The organism is Micromonospora antibiotica (genome assembly GCF_017599305.1).
In the GTDB taxonomy this organism is placed as follows: domain Bacteria; phylum Actinomycetota; class Actinomycetes; order Mycobacteriales; family Micromonosporaceae; genus Micromonospora; species Micromonospora antibiotica.
This window is the reverse complement of the sequence record NZ_JAGFWR010000003.1, coordinates 21883-44393: the sequence shown is the minus strand read 5'-3', so window position 1 is coordinate 44393 and position 22511 is coordinate 21883. Positions and strand designations below refer to the sequence as shown.

Annotated in this window: 20 protein-coding genes; 16 read left to right on the top strand and 4 right to left on the bottom strand. The window is 73.7% G+C overall.

What is annotated here, in order from left to right; translation table 11 throughout:
* Positions 1-57 precede the first annotated feature (57 nt).
* From JQN83_RS08430 to JQN83_RS08410, 5 genes are all read left to right on the top strand, one after another.
* The gene (locus JQN83_RS08430; protein WP_208566521.1) at positions 58-3045 is read left to right on the top strand and encodes a helix-turn-helix transcriptional regulator; all 2988 of its coding nucleotides are present in this window, start codon (positions 58-60) and stop codon (positions 3043-3045) included.
* Positions 3046-3161: 116 nt separating this feature from the next.
* Positions 3162-3932, top strand: coding sequence for a DUF5995 family protein (locus JQN83_RS08425; RefSeq protein ID WP_208566520.1), 771 nt, complete (start codon positions 3162-3164; stop codon positions 3930-3932).
* 74 nt (positions 3933-4006) lie between these two features.
* Positions 4007-4756, top strand: a complete 750-nt coding sequence (locus JQN83_RS08420) for a phosphotransferase (protein ID WP_208566519.1) — start codon at positions 4007-4009, stop codon at positions 4754-4756.
* Between the two features lie 184 nt (positions 4757-4940).
* Positions 4941-5351, top strand: a complete 411-nt coding sequence (locus JQN83_RS08415; RefSeq protein WP_208566518.1) for a hypothetical protein — start codon at positions 4941-4943, stop codon at positions 5349-5351.
* Between the two features lie 281 nt (positions 5352-5632).
* Positions 5633-7741 carry an amino acid transporter gene (locus JQN83_RS08410; protein WP_244252053.1) on the top strand — a complete coding sequence of 703 codons (2109 nt, stop codon included), beginning with the start codon at positions 5633-5635 and terminating at the stop codon, positions 7739-7741.
* A 315-nt stretch (positions 7742-8056) separates the two neighbouring features.
* Here the strand turns inward: JQN83_RS08410 and JQN83_RS08405 are convergent, their stop codons facing one another.
* The 4 genes from JQN83_RS08405 to JQN83_RS08390 all read right to left on the bottom strand — a co-directional run bounded on the left by JQN83_RS08405 (position 8057) and on the right by JQN83_RS08390 (position 11343).
* Positions 8057-8263, bottom strand: coding sequence for a hypothetical protein (locus JQN83_RS08405; protein WP_145919792.1), 207 nt, complete (start codon positions 8261-8263; stop codon positions 8057-8059).
* Between the two features lie 359 nt (positions 8264-8622).
* Positions 8623-9888 (bottom strand): helix-hairpin-helix domain-containing protein, encoded by a 1266-nt coding sequence (locus tag JQN83_RS08400; protein ID WP_208566517.1) that lies wholly within the window; start codon positions 9886-9888, stop codon positions 8623-8625.
* 226 nt (positions 9889-10114) lie between these two features.
* Positions 10115-10462: a TcmI family type II polyketide cyclase gene (locus tag JQN83_RS08395; RefSeq protein WP_208566516.1), complete on the bottom strand. Its 348-nt coding sequence runs from the start codon at positions 10460-10462 to the stop codon at positions 10115-10117.
* On the bottom strand, positions 10459-11343 hold the full coding sequence (locus JQN83_RS08390; protein ID WP_208566515.1) for an AfsR/SARP family transcriptional regulator: 885 nt from the start codon (positions 11341-11343) through the stop codon (positions 10459-10461). Before JQN83_RS08390 ends, JQN83_RS08395 begins: the two co-directional genes overlap by 4 nt.
* A gap of 372 nt (positions 11344-11715) precedes the next feature.
* On the opposite strand from JQN83_RS08390, the gene JQN83_RS08385 reads away from it, so the two are divergent.
* The 11 genes from JQN83_RS08385 to JQN83_RS08335 all read left to right on the top strand — a co-directional run bounded on the left by JQN83_RS08385 (position 11716) and on the right by JQN83_RS08335 (position 22468).
* Positions 11716-12423, top strand: coding sequence for an SRPBCC family protein (locus JQN83_RS08385; RefSeq protein ID WP_208566514.1), 708 nt, complete (start codon positions 11716-11718; stop codon positions 12421-12423).
* Positions 12416-12820 (top strand): cupin domain-containing protein, encoded by a 405-nt coding sequence (locus tag JQN83_RS08380; protein WP_208566513.1) that lies wholly within the window; start codon positions 12416-12418, stop codon positions 12818-12820. Before JQN83_RS08385 ends, JQN83_RS08380 begins: the two co-directional genes overlap by 8 nt.
* A complete protein-coding gene (locus tag JQN83_RS08375; RefSeq protein WP_208566512.1) occupies positions 12817-14085 on the top strand; it encodes a beta-ketoacyl-[acyl-carrier-protein] synthase family protein in 1269 nt (422 codons plus the stop codon). The genes JQN83_RS08380 and JQN83_RS08375 overlap by 4 nt, the downstream gene beginning before the upstream one ends.
* Before the next feature lie 86 nt (positions 14086-14171).
* Positions 14172-15407 (top strand): beta-ketoacyl synthase N-terminal-like domain-containing protein, encoded by a 1236-nt coding sequence (locus JQN83_RS08370; protein ID WP_307799146.1) that lies wholly within the window; start codon positions 14172-14174, stop codon positions 15405-15407.
* A 390-nt stretch (positions 15408-15797) separates the two neighbouring features.
* Positions 15798-17189 carry a class I adenylate-forming enzyme family protein gene (locus JQN83_RS08365; protein ID WP_208566804.1) on the top strand — a complete coding sequence of 464 codons (1392 nt, stop codon included), beginning with the start codon at positions 15798-15800 and terminating at the stop codon, positions 17187-17189.
* 158 nt (positions 17190-17347) lie between these two features.
* Entirely contained in the window at positions 17348-17614 is a 267-nt protein-coding gene (locus JQN83_RS08360) for an acyl carrier protein (RefSeq protein ID WP_208566511.1), read from the top strand.
* Positions 17614-17859 carry an acyl carrier protein gene (locus tag JQN83_RS08355; RefSeq protein ID WP_208566510.1) on the top strand — a complete coding sequence of 82 codons (246 nt, stop codon included), beginning with the start codon at positions 17614-17616 and terminating at the stop codon, positions 17857-17859. Before JQN83_RS08360 ends, JQN83_RS08355 begins: the two co-directional genes overlap by 1 nt.
* Positions 17852-19048 carry a beta-ketoacyl-[acyl-carrier-protein] synthase family protein gene (locus JQN83_RS08350; protein ID WP_208566509.1) on the top strand — a complete coding sequence of 399 codons (1197 nt, stop codon included), beginning with the start codon at positions 17852-17854 and terminating at the stop codon, positions 19046-19048. Before JQN83_RS08355 ends, JQN83_RS08350 begins: the two co-directional genes overlap by 8 nt.
* Before the next feature lie 26 nt (positions 19049-19074).
* Positions 19075-19599, top strand: a complete 525-nt coding sequence (locus JQN83_RS08345; protein WP_307799145.1) for a beta-ketoacyl synthase chain length factor — start codon at positions 19075-19077, stop codon at positions 19597-19599.
* Entirely contained in the window at positions 19596-21212 is a 1617-nt protein-coding gene (locus tag JQN83_RS08340; protein WP_208566508.1) for a class I adenylate-forming enzyme family protein, read from the top strand. The genes JQN83_RS08345 and JQN83_RS08340 overlap by 4 nt, the downstream gene beginning before the upstream one ends.
* Entirely contained in the window at positions 21209-22468 is a 1260-nt protein-coding gene (locus tag JQN83_RS08335) for a beta-ketoacyl-[acyl-carrier-protein] synthase family protein (RefSeq protein ID WP_208566507.1), read from the top strand. The genes JQN83_RS08340 and JQN83_RS08335 overlap by 4 nt, the downstream gene beginning before the upstream one ends.
* Positions 22469-22511 lie beyond the last annotated feature (43 nt).

Below are 22511 nucleotides of genomic sequence, written 5' to 3'. Positions count from 1 at the left end.
ACCAGAGACGAATCAAGCCCGTAGAACGGTGCGGGGACCTGTGACTAGGCTGCGGACATGGCCAGCGAAGTGGACAGCGCGCCGCTCGTCGGCCGTGCCGACCAGCTGGCGACGCTCCGCGCCGCGCTCCACGACGACATCGGCCCCGGGCAGACCGCCGCCGTCTTCGTCACCGGGGAGAGCGGGGTGGGTAAGACCCGGCTCCTGACCGAGGCTGCGGCACGGCTGCGGGACGCGGGAGCGGTGGTGCTCACCGGCTCCTGCCTGGACATCGGCGACGCCTCCCCGCTGCATCCGGTGCTCCAGGCGTTGCGCCGCTTCGACGCCGACCTCACCGCCGCGCAGGCCCGCACCTCCTCGGCGGTACGCGGACTGCTGCGGACCTTCGCCGAGGACAGCAGCGGCGCGGACAGCGCCGGGGCGCTGCTGGAACGGGTCTCCCGGGGGTTGAGTCTGATCGCCGAGGGCCGGCCGCTGGTGCTCGTCCTCGACGACCTCCAGTGGGTGGACCGGACCACCCGGCAACTGCTGCTCTACCTGCTCGCCGGCCTGGGTGACCTGCAACTGTCGGTGCTGGCGGCGGTGCGGGCCGAGTCGTTGCAGGGGGCCCATCCACTGCGCCGGGTGCTCACCGAGCTACGCCGGCTGCGGTCGGTACGGGTGCTCGACCTGGCCCCGCTCGACCGGGCCGACACCGACCGGTTGGCGGGCGAGATCGTCGGCACACCCCTCGCCCCGGAAGCCGCCGACCAGGTCTGGCAGCGCAGCGGCGGCAACCCGTTCGTGGTCGAGGAGTTGGCCCGTGACCTGCGTGACGGCCGCGACGGGCTGTCCGACACGCTGCGGGAGATCTTCCTGTCCCGGGTGGACGTGCTGCCCCGGCAGGCGCACGCGGCGGTGCACGCGGTGGCCGCCGGGGTCGAGCCGGTCGAGCACTGGCTGCTGGCCGAGGTGCTCGGGCTGCCCGAGCCGGAACTGATCGAGGCGTTGCGGGAGGCGGTGGCCCACCGGCTGCTCGTCGGCGCGGACGACGGCTACCGGCTGCGGCACCGGCTGGTCGCCGAGGTGCTCGCCCACGAACTGCTCCCGGCGGAGCGCGCCGGCCTGCACCGCCGCTACGCGGAGGCGCTCACCCAGGCCCCGGCGGAGCTGCACCAGGCCCGGCTGGCCCATCACTGGCGGCTGGCCGGTGAGCCCGCCCGGGCCCTGCCGGCGGCGATGGCCGCCGCCCGGGAGGCACAACGGCTGCACGGTTTCGCCGAGGCGCACCGGCACTGGTCGGCGGCGTTGCAGCTGGCCGCGACCCCGACCAGCGGGCCGGGGGGCGTACCGCCCGAGGTCGACCGGGCGGTGCTGCTCGAACACGCCGCCGAGACCGCCCACCAGAGCGGCGAGCACGCCCGGGCGTTGTCCCTGCTGGCCGAGCTGGCCGGGGGTGAACCGCTCGATCCGTCCTGCGGGTTGCGCATCCGGCGGGCCCGCTACCTGGCCGCCGCCGGCCGGTCCGCGCCCGCCGAGGCGGAGTACCGGGGGGTGTTGGAGTCCGTCGACTGCACCGCGGGGGAACGGGCCGCCGCCGCCGCCCAACTGGCCCATCTGCTGGTGCTCCAGGGCCGCTACGCCGACGCCGGTCAGCGCGCCCGGGAGGCCCTGGAGTTGGCCGCGACGGTCGACGGGAGCACCAACTCGGTGGTGCTGGCCAGCGCGGCGCTCGGCTTCAGCGAGGCGTTCCTGGAGGACCCGGACTCGGGCCTGGCCGTGGTCCGCCGGGCCCTGGAGACCGCCGAACGTTCCGGTGGCCCGGAGGACGTGGCCTGCGCGTACCTGCACCTGGCGGAGTTGCTGACCGGGCCGCTGAACATCCTGGAGGAGGGGGTGGTGGTGGCCCGCCGGGGTGCCGAGCGGGTCGCCGAGCTGGGCCTGGGCCGCACCTACGAGACCCGGTTGCTGGCCATCGCCACCAACGGGCTGTTCCGGGTCGGCCAGTGGGCGGAGGCGGAGAAGGTCGTCGCGGCGGCGCTGCGGCACCGCCCGTCCGGGGCCGACGCGGTGGAGCTGCTGCTGGCCCGCTGCCGGCTCTCCGTCGGGTACGGCGACGTCGAGGCGTCCGACCGGGACCTGGAGGCTGTGGCGACGATGCTCGCCGGTGGCGGTGCGCCCCGGCACGTCCTGCCGATGCTGATCCTGCGGGCCGGGCTGGCGATGTGGCAGGGCCGGCACGACGTGGCCCGGCAGGCCGTGCAGCGGGGAATGACCGAGAGCCGCTCCGACGACGTGGTGCTGCTGGGCACGCTGGCCTGGCACGGGCTGCGCGCGGAGGCGGAGGCGCACGCGAGCCGTACCGTGGCGGTGGACCCGACGGCGGTGCGGCGGCTGCGCGACGCGGTCGACCGGGTGACGGCCAAGAGCGCGACGGCGGCCGGGCCGGTACGGGTCGTCGCCGACGGGTTCCTGGCCCTGTGCACGGCCGAGCTGACCCGGCTCGACGGCCGGGGTGACCCGGACGCCTGGGCCCGTTCGGCAGCCGAGTGGGACAAGCGTAACCACCCCTACCCGGCGGCCTACTCGCGGTTGCGTCAGGCTGAGGCGTTGCTGGCCCGGCGTGGTCGCAGCAGCACCGCCGGCACGTTGTTGCGAGAGGCCCACGAGATGGCGTTGAGCCTGGGGGCGGTGCCGTTGACCAGCGAGATCAGGACGCTGGCCGGCCGGGCGCGGGTGGAGCTGACCGACCGTGCCCAACCCGCCGGGGTCGACCGCCGGCAGGGCCGTCCCCGGTCGACCGGGGTGGGGCACGGCCGGCCCGCGGGGTCGGGGTCGGTCACCGTCGTAGCCGGGCCGGTCGTCGACGAGCTGACCACGCTGACCGCGCGGGAACGCGAGGTGCTCGCCGCGGTGGCCGAAGGTCTGACGAACAAGGAGATCGGTCAGCGGCTGTTCATCAGCGAGCGGACCATCGGGGTGCACGTGTCGCACATCTTCGACAAGCTCCAGGTGCGCACCCGGGTCCAGGCCAGCGCCATCCACCTGCGGAACCGGGGCGAGTGAGCGTACGTACGGCGCGGTCGAATACGTCGTTCTACTGATCCCGCGCCCGGTCGACGCTGCCAGGCTGTCCCTCGTCAACGACGGCACGGCGCTGCCCCGACCACTGTGGAGGAGACATGACGGAACCGGTCTGGGGCCCCGTCCACGTGGACATCGTCGATCTGCTCGCCGACCACCCGGAGGACGTCCCGGCGGTGGTCGACCACCTCACCAAACTTCAGGACCTGCTGGTCCGGCTACCGCCGTTGGAGGGCAGCTGCCCGCTGGCCGACTTCAACCGGCTCTACCTGACCATCACCAGCCGGGTGCTGGAGGGGCTCTACGACGACTACTTCGCCGACCCGGTGTTCCTGTCCCGGCTGGACGTGGAGTTCGCCGCCCGCTACTTCGACGCGATGCGGCTGTGGACCGAGTCGAGCCCGACCACCCCGCGCGCCTGGTCGTGCCTGTTCAAGCGGATGAGGGGCCCGGACGCCCGGCCGTTGCCGTCGGCGGCGGCGGGAGTGAACGCGCACATCAACTTCGATCTGCCGTTCGCCCTGGTGACCACGTTCGACCACCTGGAGTCCGAGCCGGTGGACGGCACCGAACAGCACCGTGACTATCTCAAGATCAACGATATCTTCGCCGACAAGATCCCGTCGCTGCGGCGGGGCTACCTGGAGCGGTGGCAACTGCTGCTCGACATGCTCAACGGCGACATCGACGACTGGTACCAGGGCGAACTGGTCGAGTACACCCGGGACGTGGCCTGGCGCAACGCGCAGAAGATCTGGCGCTGCCGGCACGACCCGCAGGCCCGAGACGGCGAGCGCGCGCGGCTGGACGACAACGCCGCGGCGCTCGGCCGGCTGCTGCTCTCACCGCTGGGGGCGTTCCTGCAGTAGCAGCCGGGACGGGGGGTCCCCGCGCGCCGGGAAACCGGCGCGCGGGGACGCGTCCGTTGGACCAGGATGGCCGGGTGAGCCCGATCGAACAACCGCTGCCCGGCAACGTCACCACCGGTGTGGTCCGCATCGGCGACACCGTCCGCCGGCCGGTCGGCCCGTGGACCGACGCCGTCGACGCCCTGCTGACCCACCTGCACGCCGTCGGTTTCGACGGTGCGCCCCGCCCGCTGGGCCGCGACGACCAGGGCCGCCAGGTGCTGGAGTACGTGCCGGGGGAGCTGGGTCACCCCTCGGGTCTCTACCGCACGGCGGAACTGGCCTCGATCGGCCGGCTGCTGGCCGACCTGCACCGCGCGGTCGCCGACTTCACGCCCCCCGGGCCTGCCCGCTGGCAGGTGCCGATCCGACCCGACGGCGCGGACCTGGTCTGCCACCACGACGCGGCACCGTGGAACCTGGTCCGCGCCCCACGCGGCTGGGTGCTGATCGACTGGGACGGCGCCGGCCCCGGCACCCGACGCTGGGAGCTGGCGTACGCCGCCCAGGCGATGGCCGGGATGCGCCCCGACCGGCCGGTCGCGGAGTCGGCCCACCGGCTGCGCACCCTCGTCGACGGGTACGACCTACCGGCAGCGGAGCGTCCCGCGCTCGCCGCGACCCTCGCCCCACGGGCCCGGGCGATGTACGACCTGCTGTGCGCCGGGGCCCGCGACGGCGTGCAGCCGTGGGTCCGGATCCACGCCGAGGACGGCCCCTACTGGCGCTCCGTCGCCGACCACCTGGGCACCCACGTCGAGGACTGGACCCGCGCCCTGGAATGACCCGGCGGGCGGCATCCGGGGCGGCCCTCTCGCACGGTGCGCGGGCGGCCCTCTCGCACGGTGCGCGGGCGGCCCTCTCGCGGTTTACGGGCGGCCCTCGGGCAATCCTCGGGCAATCCTCGGGCGGCCCCACCGGTTCGGCCCGTTCGGGTGTCGGGCCACGCGCGCGGGGTACCCGTCGGTCATGCCCGTACAACGGTTCGCCTTCCGGTTCGACCCCGGGTTCCGGGTTCCGCTGGCGCTGCTCGGCATCCGTCCGCAGACCTGCGCCGTGCTGCTCGACGACGAGGAACTGGTGATCCGGTTCGGCCGCTGGCAGCTGCGGACCGGGCGGGCGAACGTGGTCGACGCGCAGCGCAGTGGGCCGTACCGCTGGTGGCGGGCGGTCGGGCCGCACCTGTCCCTGGCCGACCGGGGGGTGACCTTCGGTACCGGCACCACGGCCGGGGTGTGCCTGCGCTTCGGCACACCGGTGTCGGGGCTGGCCCCCGGCCGGTGGCTGCGCCATCCGGCGGCCACGGTCACGGTGACCGACCCGGTGGCCCTGTTGGCGGCCCTGCGCCGCGTGCCGGCCGGCCATCCCCGCCGCACCTGACTACCCGCCCCGGTGGCCGCGCCCGGGCTCCCGACCGACCATCCACCCCGGTCGGGCCGGCAGGTCCCGGCCCGACCGTCCTGCCCTGACCGCCCTGACCCGGCCGTCCTGCCCTGCCCGGCCGTCCTGCCCTGCCCGGCCGTCCTGCCCTGCCCGGCCCGGTCTGCCCGGCCGGCCCGGGTAGCGTCGCCGGTCCGGTCCGCCCGGCTTCCCCTGTTCCGGCCGGTGGGGGCCGGTTCAGCGCCTACCGTCGGGTCAGGGCCTACGAGGGCGGTCGGGGGATGGCGGACGGGCGGGACGGGGCGCGGGAGCGGCGGACCCGGGAACGGCGGGGGAGCACGCCGCCGCCGGGGCATGGGCGGGCGCTGCGCGAGGCACGGGCCGCCGGGCAGGGCGAACGCACCCGGCCGGGGCCGGTGGGGCTCCCGGAGTGCGTGGACAGCCATGCCCGGCCGGCGCGGCCCGGTGGCGCGTTGCGCCGGTGGCTGTTCGCGTACCGGGTGCAGCCGGTCGGCCCGGAGACCGAGGAGGGTAGCCAACGCCGGCACCCCTGGTGGCAGGTGATGTGCCTGACCGGGGTCGACTACTTCTCCACCCTGTCCTACCTGCCGGGCATCGCGGCGCTGGCTGCCGGGGCGCTCTCCCCGCTGGCCACCCTGCTGATCGTGGCGCTCACCCTGCTCGGGATGCTGCCGATGTACCGGCGGGTGGCCCGGGAGAGCCCACACGGGCAGGGGTCGGTGGCGATGCTGGAGCGGCTGCTGCCGTTCTGGCGGGGCAAACTGTTCGTGCTGGTGCTGCTCGGCTTCGTCGCCACCTCCTGGATCATCACGATCACGCTCTCCGCCGCCGACGCGACCGTGCACCTGTTGGAGAACCCGTACCTGCCGTCGTCGGCACCGCACGGTGACGGGGTGGCCGTGCTGGTGACGGTGGCGCTGCTGCTCGTCCTCGGCGGGGTTTTCCTGCTCGGGTTCAGCGAGGCGGTGCTGGTGGCCGTACCGCTGGTGGTGGTCTTTCTCGGTCTCAACGCGGTGGTGGTGGCCGTCGGTCTGGCCGAGATCGCCGCCGATCCGGGCACCGTGCGGGACTGGACGGCGGCCCTGACCGCCGGGGGTTCCGGGGTGGGGGATCTGCTCGGCCCGGCGGTGCTGGCCTTCCCGCTGCTGGTCCTGGGCCTGTCCGGCTTCGAGACCGGGGTGAGCATGATGCCCCTGGTACGCGGGGCCGGCGCGGACCGCGAGCAGCGGTTGGCCGCCCGGATCCGCAACACCCGCCGGCTGCTCACCGCCGCCGCGCTGATCATGTCGGGGTACCTGCTGACCACCACCTTCGTCACCACCGTGCTGATCCCGCCCCGGGAGTTCCAGCCGGGTGGCGCGGCGAACGGCCGGGCGCTGGCCTGGCTGGCCCACGCCCGCCTCGGCGAGGGGTTCGGCACCGTCTACGACATCAGCAGCGTGTTGATCCTCTGGTTCGCCGGGGCGTCGGCGATGGCCGGCCTGATCAACATCGTGCCGCGCTACCTGCCGTCGTACGGGATGGCGCCGGAGTGGGGGCGGGCGGTCCGGCCGGTGGTGCTGGTCTACACCCTGATCAGCATCGTCATCACCGTCGCCTTCCGGGCCGACGTCAACGCCCAGGCCGGCGCGTACGCCACCGGCATCCTGGCGATGATGGTCTCCGGGGCGGTGGCGGTGACCATCGCGACCCTGCGGGCCCGGCACCGGTTCGCCGCGTCCGGCTTCGCCGTGCTGACCGCGGTGCTGCTCTACGCGCTGGTCGAGAACGTCATCGAGAAGCCGGACGGGATAGCCATCTCCGGGTTGTTCATCGCCGGCATCGTCGTGGTCTCGTTGGTCTCCCGGATCACCCGCACCACCGAACTGCGGGCCGAGCGGATCGACTTCGACGGACCGGCCCGGCGGTTCGTCGCCGAGTCACTGGCCCACGACGGTCGGCTGCACCTGATCGCCAACAAGCGGGACACCGGCGCGCTCAAGGAGTACCGGGTCAAGGAGCGGGTCCAGCGGGGCATGAACCCGGTGCCGGGCGCCTCCGACGTGCTCTTCCTGGAGATCGACGTGGTGGACCCGTCGGAGTTCAGCCGGGTGCTGCGGGTGCACGGGGTCGAGGTGGGCGGTTTCCGGGTGCTGCGGGCCAGCAGCCCGGCGGTGCCGAACGCGATCGCCGCGATCCTGCTGGCGTTGCGTGACGGTACCGGCGTCCGACCACACGCCCACTTCGAGTGGTCCGAGGGCAACCCGCTCGCCCATCTGCTGCGCTACCTGATCCTCGGTCGGGGCGACACCCCACCCGTGGTCCGCGAGATCATTCGCAAGAGTGAACCCGACCCTTCCCGCCGCCCCGGCATCCACGTGGGCGGCTGACCCACCCCCTCCCGCCGCCCCTCTTCCCCGCCCGCCCTCCCTCCCGTGATCAAGAGCTTTGCGTCAGGTGATCAAGAGGTATACGTCAGAAAACCCCGTCGGCGTGACGTAAACCTCTTGATCACCGGCCTGGGGTGGTCTGGGTGGGCGGAGGGTGGGAGGGGGTTGGGGTGGGAGTGTGGGAGGGGATGGTGGGGTAGGCTCCTAGGATGGTTTAGGGGTTGGGTGGGGGGTTTCAGGGTGGGTGGGGTGATCTGGAGCGGACATGATGCGGCCCGCGCCCCGAGGGGTGGGCGCGGGCCGGGGTGCGACGGTTTACTTCGACGGCTCGGGGAGCTTGCAGTCGATCTTCGGGTTGGCGCCGATGTAGTTGAGCGGCCCGGCCACGATGGTCACCAGGATGGTGCCGGCCTCGGCACAGTTGGTGTCATCGTTTCCGTAATAGCCTCGCTGACCAGCGGCGATGGCGCCGATGACCAGCCAGATGACGACGATGACTCCGAGGATCGACGAACCGCGCATGGGGGTGCCTCCCGGCTTGTGTTGTGTTCGAGGTGACGCCCATGTACCCACCGGCCGGGACCGGATAAACGGTATTCCGGAACGGTCAGCGCGATGATGCTGGATTCTCCGGCGATCGACCCGACGCGACGGTGGTCGGTGACCCCACCCAGCCGGCTGAAGGTCAACCCGGCACCGGGGACGCCCGTGCGGCTGGGCACTGTGGAAGGCCACGGGTTTCGGCGCGGTGCCGAGTCTGGTGCGGTCGCGCGACCGCAGGAGCCGGGGTTCAGGCCGAATTGCGGGGTTCCGGCCGAAAACGCGACAGGGCCGGTGGGTGCGAATGACGCCCGCCCACCGGCCCTGTCGGGTGAGCTGGATCAGTCCCGGGTGTCGCCACCGGTCGGCGTGGGCAGCACCCGCTCGGCCTCGGCGCCCGCACCGGCCAGCACCTTCGCCTGCTGCGGCCAGGTGGCCAGGCTCGCGGTGGCGCGCAGTCCGGCGGCGCGGATCGTCTCCCGCAGGCCCGTCTCGTCGAGCGCGGCGAGCTGCTGGTAGGTGTGGATGCCGGCGGACTGGAGCGCGGCGGCCATCTTCGGGCCGACACCCTGGATGCGGCGGAAGTCGTCCGCCGACCCGCCCTGGGTGGGGGAGGCGTCCGACAGCGGGGCGGCCGCCGGGACCGGAGCGTCCGCGGCGGCGGGGGCGGGGGCGGGGGCGGTGTCCTCGACGGAGGTGCGCTGCGCCGGGACCGCCGGCGCGACGGCCACGGGGGCGGTGTCCACGTCGTCCGCGCCCGACAGGTCCGGGTCCGGCACGCTCGCCGGCGTCGTCGACTCCCCGTCCGCCACGGTGGAGACCTGCGTGGCCGGCTCAGCGGCGACCGATTCGATGGCCGGCTCGGCGGCGACCGGCTCGGCGGCGACCGGCTCGATGGCCGGCTCAGTGGCGACCGGCTCGGCGGGCTGCGTGGTCTCGGCGCTCGGAGCCGCGAGCGGGTCGGCCCCGGTCTCCGTGCTGCTCGCGGCCGGGCCGTCCGGGTCGACCGTGGTCGGCTGCGGCAGCGCGGTCGCCGTAGCCGGGGTGTCGGGGGTGTCCTCGACGGTCGCCCGGGGCGCGGGGACCGGCGCGACGGTCTCGTCGGCGTCGGTGCTCGCGGGCTTCTCGTCCGAGACGGTACGACCGGTCAGGTCGGCGGTGGTCGAATCGTCGTCGATGGCGGCCAGCGGGGCGGACCGCTTGGCGGCGATCGTGGTGGGCGTGCCGTCGACGGCGGTGCTGGCGTGCTCGTCGGCGGTCGAGGTCGTCAAGGCGGTCGAGTCGGCGGTCGAGTCGGTCGAGTCGGCGGTCAGGGTGGTCGAGTCGGTGGCCGGGGCGGCGTGGTCGGTTTCCGGCGCGGTGTGCGGGGTGGGGTGGTCCACGACGGCGGCGGGGGCCGGGGAGTTGTCGACCGTGGCGATCGGGCGCGGTGTGTCGATCGTGGCGGCGGCGGCCTTCTCCTCGGCGGAGAGCCCGACGACCGGGTCACCCTCCACGATGGGCGAGGTGGCGGCCGGCTTCTGCCGTCCCCACAGCGCCCAGCCTCCGCCCAGGCCCACCAGCAGGGCCAGGATCACGATCAGCCATTGCCCGAAAGTCGACGGCACGGCTACCTCCCTATTGCGTATGTCGTTGAAGTCGCGAGGAAAACGCGAAGACCCGCCGCAGCTTTGCACACGCGAATGTCGGACGACAGGGAGGACCGCCCCTCGTTGCGCAGGTGAAATGACCGGTGTCGGGCGGTGGCGACGTCACGACACGGTGTCGCCGTCGCCGTACCCACCGGTGGTGGTGACCGGGCCCGGTGGTGGCCCGAGGCGGTGTCCGCGCTGCTCAGCGCAGGGCCTCCGGGCTGGGGGCGTCGGAGACGTCCCAGCTGTAGAAGCAGCCGGCCGGCGCGTCCCGGGGGGAGCGCCAGGTCGGCAGGTACGCCGAGGTGTGCGCCGACAACCGTTCGTTAGTCCGTTGGTAGAGCGGGTGGTTGTACGCGGTGACCAGGGTGTCCAGGTCGACCTCGGTGGTCTCCATCAGGTGTACGCACAGGTCGTGCAGGCGGTAAAGGGAGCGGTGGCGCAGCCCGGTGAGTCCGGGCAGTTCGGTGGCATCGGATTCGGCGAAGATCTGGGCGACCCGCCCTTCCGCGCCGGGAATGATCCTGCTGACGATCACCAGACGGCTCATCGGACCCCTCTCGCCGGTGGTGCGCCCCGATCGGTCCAGGGCTCTCGGTGGCTCCACCCTGGCGCAGGAGGTGTCACCTGGTCGTCACACCGCTCGTCCGGATCGTGACGGCGGGCCGCCGGGGTGCGGCGGGTGGCCTGCCGGATGGGGGCGAGGGTCTCGTCGACCAGGGCGCACATCGTGGGGGAGGGTTCCAGGCGCAGTTCCCGCATGAGCAGGTCCCGGTAGACGTAGAAGGCGTGTACCGCCTCGAACGCGTTGCCCTCGGCGAGGTGGATGCGTACCACCAGGCGGTGTGGTGTCTCGCGCAGCGGCTCGGCGGCCATCGCCGCCAGGGCGGCCTGCAACGCCTCGCCGTGCCGGCCGGCGTCGAGGTGGTCGACGGCGAGCTGTTCCAGCATGTGCAGGCGGAGTTGGCGCAGTCGTTCCCGGTCCAGCAGCACCCAGTCGTCGTACCAGCCGGGGAGCAGGTCACGGCTGCCGGCGGCGAGCGCGACGGCGGTGGTACGCGGGTCACCCCCGTCGCGGACCCGGGCCGCGGTGGCGACGAGGTCGTCCACGTCGAGGCGGACCGTCGGGTCGAGGCGGACGGTGTCTCCGCTGATCAGTAGCGGGCAGCAGGGGTCCTGGCGCAGCCGCCACAGTGCGGTGCGCAGCGACGACAACGCCCGTTCCTCGGGCACCTCGGGCCAGAGCAGGCCGGCCAGGTTGCTGCGGGTGGCGCCGGGGCGCAGGCCGATCACGGCGATCACCCTTTGCAGCCCCCGGGGGACCACCACCGGGTGGTCGCCGTGCAGCAGCCGGAAGCCGCCGAGCAGGTGCAGGCGTACCGGTGGGTCGGCCGGGACGTCACTGGTCGGCGTGCTGGCATGACCGGTCACGGCGCACCCCCTGCACGCAAGCCTGGGTCCAGATCGTCCGGTGTCCCGACGCGGTCGGTCGTGACGCGGTGGCCGGGTCGCTCCGCTGTGCTGCCGGACCCGCCGTTCCCACCGGACCGGCCGGCACGAACACTACCAATGTGATTACTCTCAGTCAACAAGAGTGTAGGTATCGTGACTGGGCGATATCGCCTCTGAACTGCGAACCTCCATCACAATGGACAGCTCTCGCATAGCCGATACACAGCCTGCGTCAACGCAACGTCACCACTTTGTGGGGGTGTCGCGGGTCGGCGGGTGACGCCCGGGTGACGGGCCCGGCCGGAAGGTGACGGCTACCGGGGTGAGCCGCCCGGTGGAGGAGGACCCGAGATGACCGTCACCCATGGCACGGCACTCACCAGTGAGATCACCGAGATCCTGGTGACCCGGTGCGGCCTCGACGCCGCCGCCGCCGCCCGCGCGCCCGCCGCCAGCCTGGAGGAACTGGGCATGGACTCGCTGGCCCTGCTGGAGCTGTCCGCCGTGGTCGCCGACCGCTGGCGGGTACGCATCCCCGAGCAGGCCGGGCAGCTCAGCATCGGCGGTGTGGCCGACCTGGTGGCCGCCGCCGGGCCGGCCGGGCACACCGAGAACAGCATCCTCATCGCCGCCCCGCTGCCGCTGGTCTGGGAGATCACCAACGACGTGGCGCGCTGGACGGACCTGTTCACCGAGTACGCCGTGGTGGAGATCCTGCACCGCGACGGGGACACGGTGCGGTTCCGGCTCACCATGCACCCCGACGAGAACGGCGTCGCGTGGAGCTGGGTCAGCGAGCGCACCACCGACCCGGCGACCTGGCAGGTGCGGGCCCGCCGGGTGGAGACCGGTCCGTTCGAGTACATGCGGATCCACTGGTACTACGACACGGAGCCTGCGGGCACCCGGATGACCTGGGTGCAGGACTTCGCGATGAAGCCGACCGCCCCGGTGGACGACGCGGCGATGACCGAGCGGATCAACACCAACAGCCGGGTGCAACTGGCCGTGATCAAGGAACGGATCGAGCGGGCGTACGCGGGAGGCGGCGATGAGTGAGGTCACCACCGGACTGGTCGCCGCCCGGGACGTGCCGGCCGACCGGCGGCGCGGCGGGGAGCTGCGGGTGCTGCTCGGCCCGCGTACAGTCGGCAGCACCTCCGGGTTCATGGGGGTGGTGACGGTGGACCCCGGTGACCGGGTGGCCGAGCACTACCACCCGTACAGCGAGGAGTTCCTCTATCTGGTGCGCGGCGCGATCACCGTCGACCTGGACGACGTGCCGGTGCCGTTGGCCGCCGGGGAGGCGCTGTTCGTGCCGCGCAACGTGCGGCACCGGCTGCGTAACACCGGCGACGTCGCCGCCGAGGTGGTCTTCCACCTCGGTCCGCTCGCCCCCCGCCCGGAACTCGGCCATGTGGACACCGAGCTGGTCGAGCAGCGGGGCCCGTCGTGACCGGCCGCCGTGCGGTGGTGACCGGGGTCGGGGTGGTCGCCCCGGGCGGCGTCACCCGGGACCGGTTCTGGAAGACCCTCACCGAGGGGCGCACGGCCACCCGGCGGATCAGTTTCTTCGACCCGTCGCCGTACCGGTCGCAGATCGCCGCCGAGTGCGACTTCGACCCGGACGCCGCCGGGCTCACCCCGGCGCAGCGGCAACGCTCCGACCGGTACGTGCAGTTCGCGCTGGCCTGCGCGGCGGAGGCGCTGGCCGACAGCGGGCTCGACCTGACCGACGCCGAGCGGGACGTCGCCGGGGTGGTGCTGGGCACCGCCGTCGGCGGCACCACCGCCCTGGAGCAGGAGTACGTCCGGGTCAGCGACTCGGGTCGGCACTGGCTGGTCGACCACGCCCTCGGTGGGCCGTACCTCTATCAGGCGTTGGTGCCGAGCAGCCTCGCCGCCGACGTGGCCTGCCGGCACGGGCTGCACGGCCCGGCGCAGGTGGTCTCCACCGGCTGCACCTCCGGCATCGACGCCATCGGGTACGCCCACCAGCTCGTCGTCGACGGGGAGGCGGACATCGTGCTGGCCGGTGCCGCCGACTCGCCGATCTCCCCGGTCACCGTCGCCTCGTTCGACGCGATCCGGGCGACCAGCCCGGACAACGACGACCCGGGGCACGCCAGCCGACCCTTCGACGCCCACCGGCAGGGTTTCGTGCTGGCCGAGGGGGCCGCGGTGCTGGTGCTGGAGGAGTGGGAGCATGCCCGGCGGCGCGGCGCGCACGTCTACTGCGAGGTCGCCGGTTACGGCAGCCGCAGCAATGGTTTCCACATGACCGGGTTGCGACCCGACGGGGTGGAGATGGGGTTGGCCATCGCGGCGGCGCTGCGGCAGGCCCGGCTCGACCCGTCGGCGGTCTCCTACGTCAGCGCGCACGGGTCCGGGACCCGGCAGAACGACAGGCACGAGACGGCGGCGTTCAAGCGGGCCCTCGGCCCGACGGCGTACCGGGTGCCGGTCAGCTCGATCAAGTCGATGGTCGGGCACTCGCTGGGCGCGATCGGCGCCATCGAGATGGCCGCCTGCGCCCTGGCCATCGAGTACGGGGTGGTGCCGCCGACGGCCAACTGGACCACCCGGGACCCGGAGTGCGACCTGGACTACGTGCCGAACGTGGCCCGGGAGACCCCGGTCGACGTGGCGTTGTCGGTGGGCAGCGGGTTCGGTGGCTTCCAGTCCGCGATGCTGTTCCGTCGGCTGGCGGTGACGCGGTGACGCGCTCCGCTGCCGGGGTGACCGCTGCCGGTTCCGGCCCGCCCCGGGCGACCGCCCCCGGTGACCCGGAGGGGGACCGGCGGGCGGTGGTGACCGGGATCGGGGTGGTCGCGCCCAGCGGCATCGGCGTGGACGCGCACTGGCGGACGGTGACCGGGGGCATCCGGCGGACCGGGCCGATCACCCTGTTCGACCCGACCGGCTACCCCACCCGGGTCGGCGGCGAGGTCCCCGACTTCCATCCGGCCGCGTACGTGGACACCCGGCAGCTCGTGCAGACCGACCGGTGGACCCAGCTCGGCTTCGCCGCGACCGCGTTGGCGCTCGCCGACGCCGGGCTGCCCCCGCGCGCCCCCGACCCGTACGACTGGGCGGTCACCCTGGCCAGTTCGTCGGGGGGGAACCTGTTCGGGCAGCGGGAGCTGCAACGGCTCTGGGGCGGGTCGAGCCGCACCGTCGGGGCGTACCAGTCGATCGCCTGGTTCTATGCGGCAAGCGTCGGGCAGTTGTCCATCCACCACCAGTTCAAGGGACCGTCGGGGGTGCTGGTCGCTGAGGCCGCCGGTGGGCTGGACAGCCTCGCGCACGCGGTGCGGACCATCCGGCGGGGCACGTCGGTGGTGATCGCCGGGGCGACCGAGTGCCCGCTGAGCCCGTACGCGTTGGCCTGTCAGCTCCGCTCCGGGCTGCTCAGCACCGTCGACGAGCCGGCGGCGGCGTACCGGCCGTTCGACCGGGTGGCCGGCGGCTACGTGCCGGCCGAGGGTGGTGCGGTCTTCGTGGTGGAGGAGCGGGAGCACGCCCTGGCCCGGGGTGCCCGGATCTACGGGGAGGTGACCGGCTGGGCGGCCACCCACGACGCGGTGCACACCGGCCCGGACACTGCCGGCGACCCGGCGACGTACGCGCGGGCGATGCGACTGGCGCTGGCCCGCGCCGGCAGCACCGCCGAGGAGGTGGACCTGGTCGTGCCCGATGCGCTCGGGGTGCCCCGCTACGACCGCAGTGAGGCGACGGCGCTGCGGGCGGTCTTCGGTGACCGGCCGCCGCCGGTGAGCACCCACAAGTCGTTGACCGGTCGGGCCCACCAGGGCGGGTCGGCGCTGGACGTGGCGACCGCGCTGCTCGCCCTGCACCGCGACACGCTGCCCGCCTCGGCCGGCCCGGTCGATCCGGCCCCGGGTTGCGAGCTGGACTTCCTGCGGGCCCCGCGTCGGCCTGTCAGTCGGGTGGCGCTGGTCTGCGCGCGTGGCTTCGACGGGTTCAACAGCGCGCTGGTGTTGCGGGGTGCCATCCCGCGACAGAGGAGCGCCACCGACTGATCACTGTGCGTCACTCCCGGGGTGTGCCCGGCGGCAGGGACCTGTCGCCGGGCGCACCGCTGTCCGCATCCGCCGGTGCCGCCTGCGGCGGCCCGTCGACCGTCCATGATGACCGGTGCTGACCAGGGGTGGGGCGTCGTCGGGCCGCCCGGTTCCACATCGGATCGGCGGGCACGGCGATGCCGCCGGTGGTGTCCCGGGTCGGCGTACGCGCCCGATCCTGCCCGGCCGATCGAGCGGCGGCAATCCGGCCGGCCGCTCTTTATGATCTAGCCATTCGCATCTAGAAATGCTCTTCCGGGCTGTCGTAGGGTGCCGTGAGCACGCCAAGAGACATCATTTATGGGCGCTTTTGCCCGATTCTATGCTGGACGGTGACCGGCGGTGACCATGTATCGCCCGACGGAAGATCCTGCGGCGCAAGACCCCGGTTGGGTGGACGACGTGTTGTTCTGCGGCCGTCCGACCGACATTTGTCTCCGGCTACCCGAGCCGGTGGACCGGGCCACCCTGCACCGCCTGGTCGTCGAGGCACAGGACCGGCTACGCGCCGCCGGACTGCGCCCCGGCGGGGCCGTCGCGTTGCGTCTGCCGCCCTCTTTGTCCTATGTGGTCAATCTGTTGGCCACGTGGCGCAGCGGTGGCCAGGCGGTGCTGCTCGACCATCGGCTCACCGACCACGAGGTCGACCGCGCGCTGCACCGGCTCACCCCGCAGGTGGTGGTGGCCCCGGCCCGCACCACCGGCGGCGCGTTGAAGGTCTTCGTCGACGTCACCGAGAGCGTGACCGGCTACGCGGACCGCCCGGCGGTCAGCGGCCACGCCGTGATCCAGCTCAGCTCCGGCTCCACCGGACCGTCCAAGGTGATCGGACGCACCGCCGCCGACCTGGTCGCCGAGGTGCACCGCTACACCCGGATCGACGGCGTGGCGCTACCCGGCGAGCGGATCATCCTGCTGCCGTCCATGGTGCACGTGCTCGGCCTGGTCGGAGGGCTGCTCTACGGTCTGCACGCCCGCGTCGAGCTGGTCCCGCCGCAGCGGCTCGGCGGCGACGCCGTGCTGGCCGCGATCGCCGCCCAGGACACCCCGGCCACCGTCCTCGGCGTGCCCTTCCACATCGGCCTGCTCGCCTCCACCCGCCCGGACGGGCCCCTGCCCCAGTTCAAGCGGATGACCACCGGTGGGGAACTGGTCCCGCCGGCCGTCGTGCAGGCGTTCACCGACCGGCACGGCGTACCACTGGGCAACATGTACGGGATGACCGAGGTCGGTGTCATCGGCACCGACCTGCACGGTAGCCACCGGCCGGCGATCATGCCCGCGCCCGGCATCGAGGTCCGCGAGTCCGACGGTGAGCTGCTGATCAGCTGTCCCGCCTCGCCGTACGTCGGGCTCAGCGACCCCGACCGCTGGGCCGACGGCTGGCTGCGTACCCGCGACGCGGGCACCGTCGACCCGGACACCGGCCTGGTCACCGTCCGGGGCCGGCTCGACTCGCAGGTCTCCGTGGGGGGCCTGAAGGTCGACCTCACCGAGGTCGAGGCCACCCTCACCGGCCTGCCCGGGGTGGCCGCCGCCGTGGTCACCTACGACGACGGGATCACCGCCTTCGTGCAGCCCGACGGCCCGCTGTCCGAGGACGTACTGGACAAGCTGCTCGCCGAACGACTGGCCGGCTACAAGCGGCCCCGCACCCTGCACCTCGTGGCGCAACTGCCGCGTACCACCACCGGCAAACTGGTCCGCTCGCTGGACGTGCTGCGAACGGCGGCCCCGTGAGCGGTCCGCTCCATCCCACCCCCCGGCCGGTCCCCGAGGACCGCCGGGGAGTCACCACCGCGTCGCCACCGGCCGACCGTCGGCGGTACGCCCGAACCATCCCCGCACGGTGCCCCGACCGGGTGCCGGCAACTCGCCCATCGAGAGAGGTAACCGTCATGCGAGACGAGGTCCGAACCTTCGTCATCGAGCAGCTCCAGGACATGAACTACGACGTCGACGGGATCGACGACGACACCACCCTCGGCCCGTCCGGGGTGGACCTGGAATCCCTCGCCCTGTCCGACCTGTCCGTCCGGGTGGAGGACCGGTACGGGCTGCGGTTCGCCGACGACGAGTCGGAGAAGCTGGCCCTGATGACGGTGGGGGAGTTCACCACCATGGTCGCCGACCGGGTCGCCGGGGCGACCACCGACAACCGCTGATGTCCGGTCAGCCCGACCTGGGGCGAGCTGACCTGGTGAGCATGCTCGCCGAACTCACCGGCAAACCCGTCGAGCAGGTCCCGCACCGGGTCGGCTCGATGGAACTGGCGTGGCTGGTGCACCTCGTCGAACAGCGTTACGGCACCCAGCTGGACCTCACCGACGACCAGCTCGCCGGTATCCGTACCGTCGACGACGCGTTGACCGTGTTCCACACCTACCTACCCGCCCCCGCCGATGGTTGAGCGGGCACCCGTCACGATCTCCGGCACGTACGCGGTCAGCGCCTTCGGTAGGGGCGTGGACGCGCTGCTGGCCGGGGTCCTGTCCGGCGTACCGGCGTTCCGGCCGGTGGGCCGCTTCGCCACCACCGGTCGCCGGGTGACCGTCGCGGCCACCCGGCCCGACGTGGCGACCCTGCCGCAGGAGCTGGCCGACGCCGTCGACGCGGCCTGCGTCACCGCCGGGCTCGACCCGGCACAGCGGGCCGGTGCGGCGCTGTTGCTGGCCACCCACGGCGGCCCGGCCACCCTGGCCGGCCCGTACACCGACGACCGGCCGGTCGCGGACACCGACGACCCGTGGTGGGCCGACGGGGAACGCGACGACGCCGGTCCGGCCTGGCCGGAGCTGCCCACACTGGCCGTCCGGTTGGCCCGGCGGTGCGGCCTCGGCGGCCCCACCCGGGTCTACACCACCGCCTGCGTCTCGGCGAGCAGTGCGGTGGCCGACGCTGCCGCGATGATCCACCGGGGGGACACCGACCGGGTCGTGGTGGCCGCCGGGTACCTGGTGGAACCGGACCAGTTCGCGCTCTTCGACGCCGGCCGGGCGCTCGCCGCCGACGGGGCGGTGCGTCCGTTCAGCGTCGGACGGCAGGGGTTGCTGCTCGGTGACGGGGTGGCCGCGGTCGTGCTGGAGTCCGCCGCCGCGCTGCGCGCCCGGGGTGGCAGCCCCGTGGCGACGCTGGTCGGATGGGGGCGGGCCGGCGACGCCCACCACCCCTGCCAGCCCGATCCGCAGGGCGCGGGGCTGGCCCGGGCGGTCGGAGCGGCGCTGGGCCGGGCCGGCCTACCCGCCGGGGCGGTCGGTTACGTCAACGCGAACGCCACCGGCACCGGTTTCAGTGACGCCTCCGAGGCGGCGGCGCTGCGACTGGCCCTGGGCGAGCAGGCCGGGCAGGTGCCGGTCAGCTCCACCAAGGCGCTGCACGGGCACGCGCTGGAAGCGTCCGGCCTGCTCGAACTGGTGGTCACCGTGGCGGCGCTGGGGCACGGGAAACTGCCGGTCAACGCCGGCTGGCTCGGCCCCGACCCGGCCTGCCCGCTGGACGTGGTCACCGCCGCGCCCCGCCCGGTCACCAGCCGGTACGCGCTCAGCCTCAACGCCGCCTTCGGCGGCGCGAACACCGCACTGCTGGTGGGTGCGCCGTGACCGGCACGCGCGGCCCGGGGCACGGGATCGTCCCGGGCCGTCCGGCCGGCCACGGCGCACCCCGGGTGCTGGCGCAGGCGTGCTGGCCGGAACCGGGCGACGGGCCACCACCGCCGCTGCCCGGGTTCGTGCACTCGGCGTTCGCGCCGCTGGTCGCGGCGGCGGCCGGGCGGTGCCTGGAACGTCGCCCGAGCCCGGCCCCGGCCGGCTCCCGGTGCGCGGTGGTGCTGGTCAGCGCCGCCGGGGACCGGCCCAGCGCCCTGCACGTCCGGTCGACCGTCGCCGCCGGGGGGCGGGTCGGTCCACTGTTCTTCTTCCAGTCGGTGCCCAACAGCGTCGCCGGGCAGGTCGCCGCCCGTTGGGGACTGACCGGTCCGGTGGTGTGCCTGAGCCCGACGGGTGACCCCCGGGCCGACGCCACCGCCGAGGGGGAACTGCTGCTGTACGACGGTGACGCCGACGAGGCGTTGCTGGTCCTGATCGACGAGGCACCCGACGCGACGCCCACCGGTGCGGTCGCGGTGCTGCTGGGGGGAGGAGACAGTCAATGAGGACGAAGGGACTGCGGGGGGTGCTCGCCGCCGATCCGCAGCTCGGCGCGGGAAACGTGCTGGCCCGGGTGCTGGCCCACGGCGCTGACCCGCAGGGGCCGGGGCTGACCTTCGACACCCCGGTCGACGGGCACCCCGCCGGGCAGCCGCTCACCCTGGGTCAGCTCGACGAGCGGGTCGCCGCCCGGGCGGCCTGGCTGCACGACCGGGGGGTGCGGCCCCGCGACCCGGTCGCCGTCTGGGCCACCGCCGCCGCCGACATGGTGCTGAGCTTCCTGGCGTTGGCCCGGCTCGGCGCGATCCCGGCGCTGATGAACGGCAAGCTGCGCCCCGAGATCGCCGCCGAGTACATCCGCCGGCTGCGCGGTGCCGGGGTGCTCGCCGATGCCGCGCACACCGAGCTGCTGGCCGGGCACGACCTCGGTGCACCGCTGCTGGGCACCCCGCAGGAGGCCGGCAGCGGTGACCCGGCGCAGGCCCCGGCCGACTACCGGCACCACCCCGACGACCCGATCGTCATCACCCACACCTCCGGCACCACCGGGGTACCGAAGGCGGTGCTGCACTCGCACGCCAGCCTCTTCGCCGCCACCCGGCACCTGCTGTCCATGCCGCAGGCGCAGGGCACCCGGCGGATCCTCAACGCGCTGCCCGCCCCGCACACCGCGACGGTGCTCATGGTCAACCAGGCGTTGGGCAACCAGGCGGAGATGTTCCTGCTGTCCGAGCAGGGCGGCGAGCGGGTCCTCGACGCCATCCAGCAGTGGCGGCCCGACGGGGTCTTCGGTTTCTCGATGACCTGGGCGGAGCTGGCCCGCTTCGACCTGAGCGGGTACGACCTGGACTCGGTGCGGCTGTGGTTCAACACCGGCGACTGCTCGCACGAGCCGCACGTGCGCCGGCTCGTCGCCGTCGGCTCGCGGGACGTGTTCACCCGGCAGGGCGTCACCCGGGTCCCCGGTTCCGTGTTCATCGACGGCCTCGGCTCCAGCGAGATGGGGCACTCGATGTTCCACATCACGCACACCACCGACACCGACCGGTACGGCCGCTGCGTGGGCCGCCCCTACCGGTTCGCCCGGGTGGCCGTCCTCGACGCCGAGGGCAACGAGCTGCCTCCCGGTCAGGTCGGCTTCCTCGGCATCGACTCGCCGTCGCTGTTCCGGGGCTACTGGAACGACTCGGTCACCAGCTACCGGTTCCGGCTGCGCGGCTGGTACCTCACCGGTGACCTGGTCCACGCCGACGCCGACGGCCGCTACTACCACCTGGACCGGGCGGTCGACTCGGTGACGCTGCCCGACGGGCGGCGCTACTTCACCGCGTTGTCCGAGGAACGGGTGCTCGCCGCCTGCCCCGACGTCACCGACTGCACGGTGCTGATCGTCGCCGACGGTGACACGGTCACCACCGACGTGCTGCTGGAACTGGCCGCCGGGGCGGACCCGACCGTCGACCGGACCGAGGCGATCCGGGCCGCGCTCGGGGCGGACGTGGGAGCCACCCTGCGTCGGGTGGTGCCGGTGAGCGCCGACGACATCCCGGTCACCGTCACCGGCAAGGTCCGCAAGGTGGCGCTGCGCGAACGCTACCTCGCCGAGTCGTCATCATGACCGTCGTGATCACCGGGATGGGCCTGTTCAGCCCGGTCGGGCGGGGGGTGGACGCCACCTTCGCCGCGTTGACCACCGGCACGTCCGGGTTGAGCCGGCCACCCGAGGGACACCCGGCCCGGGAGTCACTTGAGGTCGCCGGGGTGCTCCCGCCGATCGACCCGCGTACGGTCGCCACCGGCCCGGAGACCAAGGTGCTCGACCGGGTCGTGCTGTTCGCCCTGATCACCGCCGCCGAAGCGCTCGCCGACGCGGGCATCGAGGTGGGCCGGGACGTCGACCCGGCGCGGATCGGCGTCATCGTCGGCGGGGTCGGTGGGATGTCCACCCTGGAGCAGCAGGTGATCGCCCGCACCGAGCGGGGCCGGGCGGCGGTCAGCCCGTACCTGCTGACCGGCATCCTGCCCAACATGGCGTCGGCGCGGATCGCCATCGCCCACGGCATCCGGGGTTACAGCTCGTCGGTCGGCACGGCCTGCGCCTCCGGGGCCCAGGCGGTCGCCGACGCGGCCCGGCTGATCCGGGCCGGGGAGGCCGACGTGGTGCTCTGCGGGGCCAGCGAGGCGCCGCTCTTCCCGACCTTCGCCGACACCTTCGGCAACGCCCGCGCGCTGGCCCGGGGCTGGGCCGACCCGAGCGAGGCCAGCCGGCCGTTCGACAGGCGACGCAACGGGTTCGTGCTCGCCGAGGGGGCCGCCCTGCTGGTGCTGGAGCGGGCCGGGCACGCCGCCGCCCGGGGCGCCCGCAGCTATGCGGAGGTGGCCGGCTACGGCAGCACCACCGACGCGCACCACCCGACCATGCCCCGGCCCGACGGCGAGGGGGCGGCCGACTGCATGCGGCAGGCCCTGGCCCGGGCCGACGTTCCGCCGGCCGAGGTCGGTTACGTCAACGCCCACGGCACCGGCACCAAACTCGGTGACATCGCCGAGAGCACCGCGCTGGGCAAGGTCTTCGGGGTCGGCGGGGTGCCGGTCAGCTCCACCAAGGCGCTCACCGGGCACCTGCTCGGCGCGTCCGGGGTGGTGGAGGCGGCGGCCTGCGCGTTGGCGTTGCGCGCCGGCCTGCTGCCGCCGACGTACCACCTGGACGACCCGGACCCGGACTGCCCGGCTGACCACGTCCGCGACGTGCCACGGACGAGCCGGGCCGAATTCGCGCTCACCAACTCCTTCGGATTCGGCGGGCAGAACGTGAGCCTGCTGCTGCGGCGTACCACCGGGGCTGGCGTCCGGCCCGCCGGGCCGGGGAGGTGATCGACGCTGCGACCCGGGCCGCACGCGCCCGGACGGCAGTCAC

Coding starts and splice junctions, on each gene's coding strand:
- JQN83_RS08415 (WP_208566518.1), top strand. CDS start 4,941: ATGCCCGTACAACGGTTCGCCTTCCGGTTCGACCCCGGGTTCCGGGTT.
- JQN83_RS08395 (WP_208566516.1), bottom strand. CDS start 10,462: ATGAGCCGTCTGGTGATCGTCAGCAGGATCATTCCCGGCGCGGAAGGG.
- JQN83_RS08410 (WP_244252053.1), top strand. CDS start 5,633: ATGGCGGACGGGCGGGACGGGGCGCGGGAGCGGCGGACCCGGGAACGG.
- JQN83_RS08340 (WP_208566508.1), top strand. CDS start 19,596: ATGAGGACGAAGGGACTGCGGGGGGTGCTCGCCGCCGATCCGCAGCTC.
- JQN83_RS08350 (WP_208566509.1), top strand. CDS start 17,852: ATGGTTGAGCGGGCACCCGTCACGATCTCCGGCACGTACGCGGTCAGC.
- JQN83_RS08355 (WP_208566510.1), top strand. CDS start 17,614: ATGTCCGGTCAGCCCGACCTGGGGCGAGCTGACCTGGTGAGCATGCTC.
- JQN83_RS08360 (WP_208566511.1), top strand. CDS start 17,348: ATGCGAGACGAGGTCCGAACCTTCGTCATCGAGCAGCTCCAGGACATG.
- JQN83_RS08380 (WP_208566513.1), top strand. CDS start 12,416: ATGAGTGAGGTCACCACCGGACTGGTCGCCGCCCGGGACGTGCCGGCC.
- JQN83_RS08430 (WP_208566521.1), top strand. CDS start 58: ATGGCCAGCGAAGTGGACAGCGCGCCGCTCGTCGGCCGTGCCGACCAG.
- JQN83_RS08335 (WP_208566507.1), top strand. CDS start 21,209: ATGACCGTCGTGATCACCGGGATGGGCCTGTTCAGCCCGGTCGGGCGG.
- JQN83_RS08385 (WP_208566514.1), top strand. CDS start 11,716: ATGACCGTCACCCATGGCACGGCACTCACCAGTGAGATCACCGAGATC.
- JQN83_RS08405 (WP_145919792.1), bottom strand. CDS start 8,263: ATGCGCGGTTCGTCGATCCTCGGAGTCATCGTCGTCATCTGGCTGGTC.
- JQN83_RS08365 (WP_208566804.1), top strand. CDS start 15,798: ATGTATCGCCCGACGGAAGATCCTGCGGCGCAAGACCCCGGTTGGGTG.
- JQN83_RS08425 (WP_208566520.1), top strand. CDS start 3,162: ATGACGGAACCGGTCTGGGGCCCCGTCCACGTGGACATCGTCGATCTG.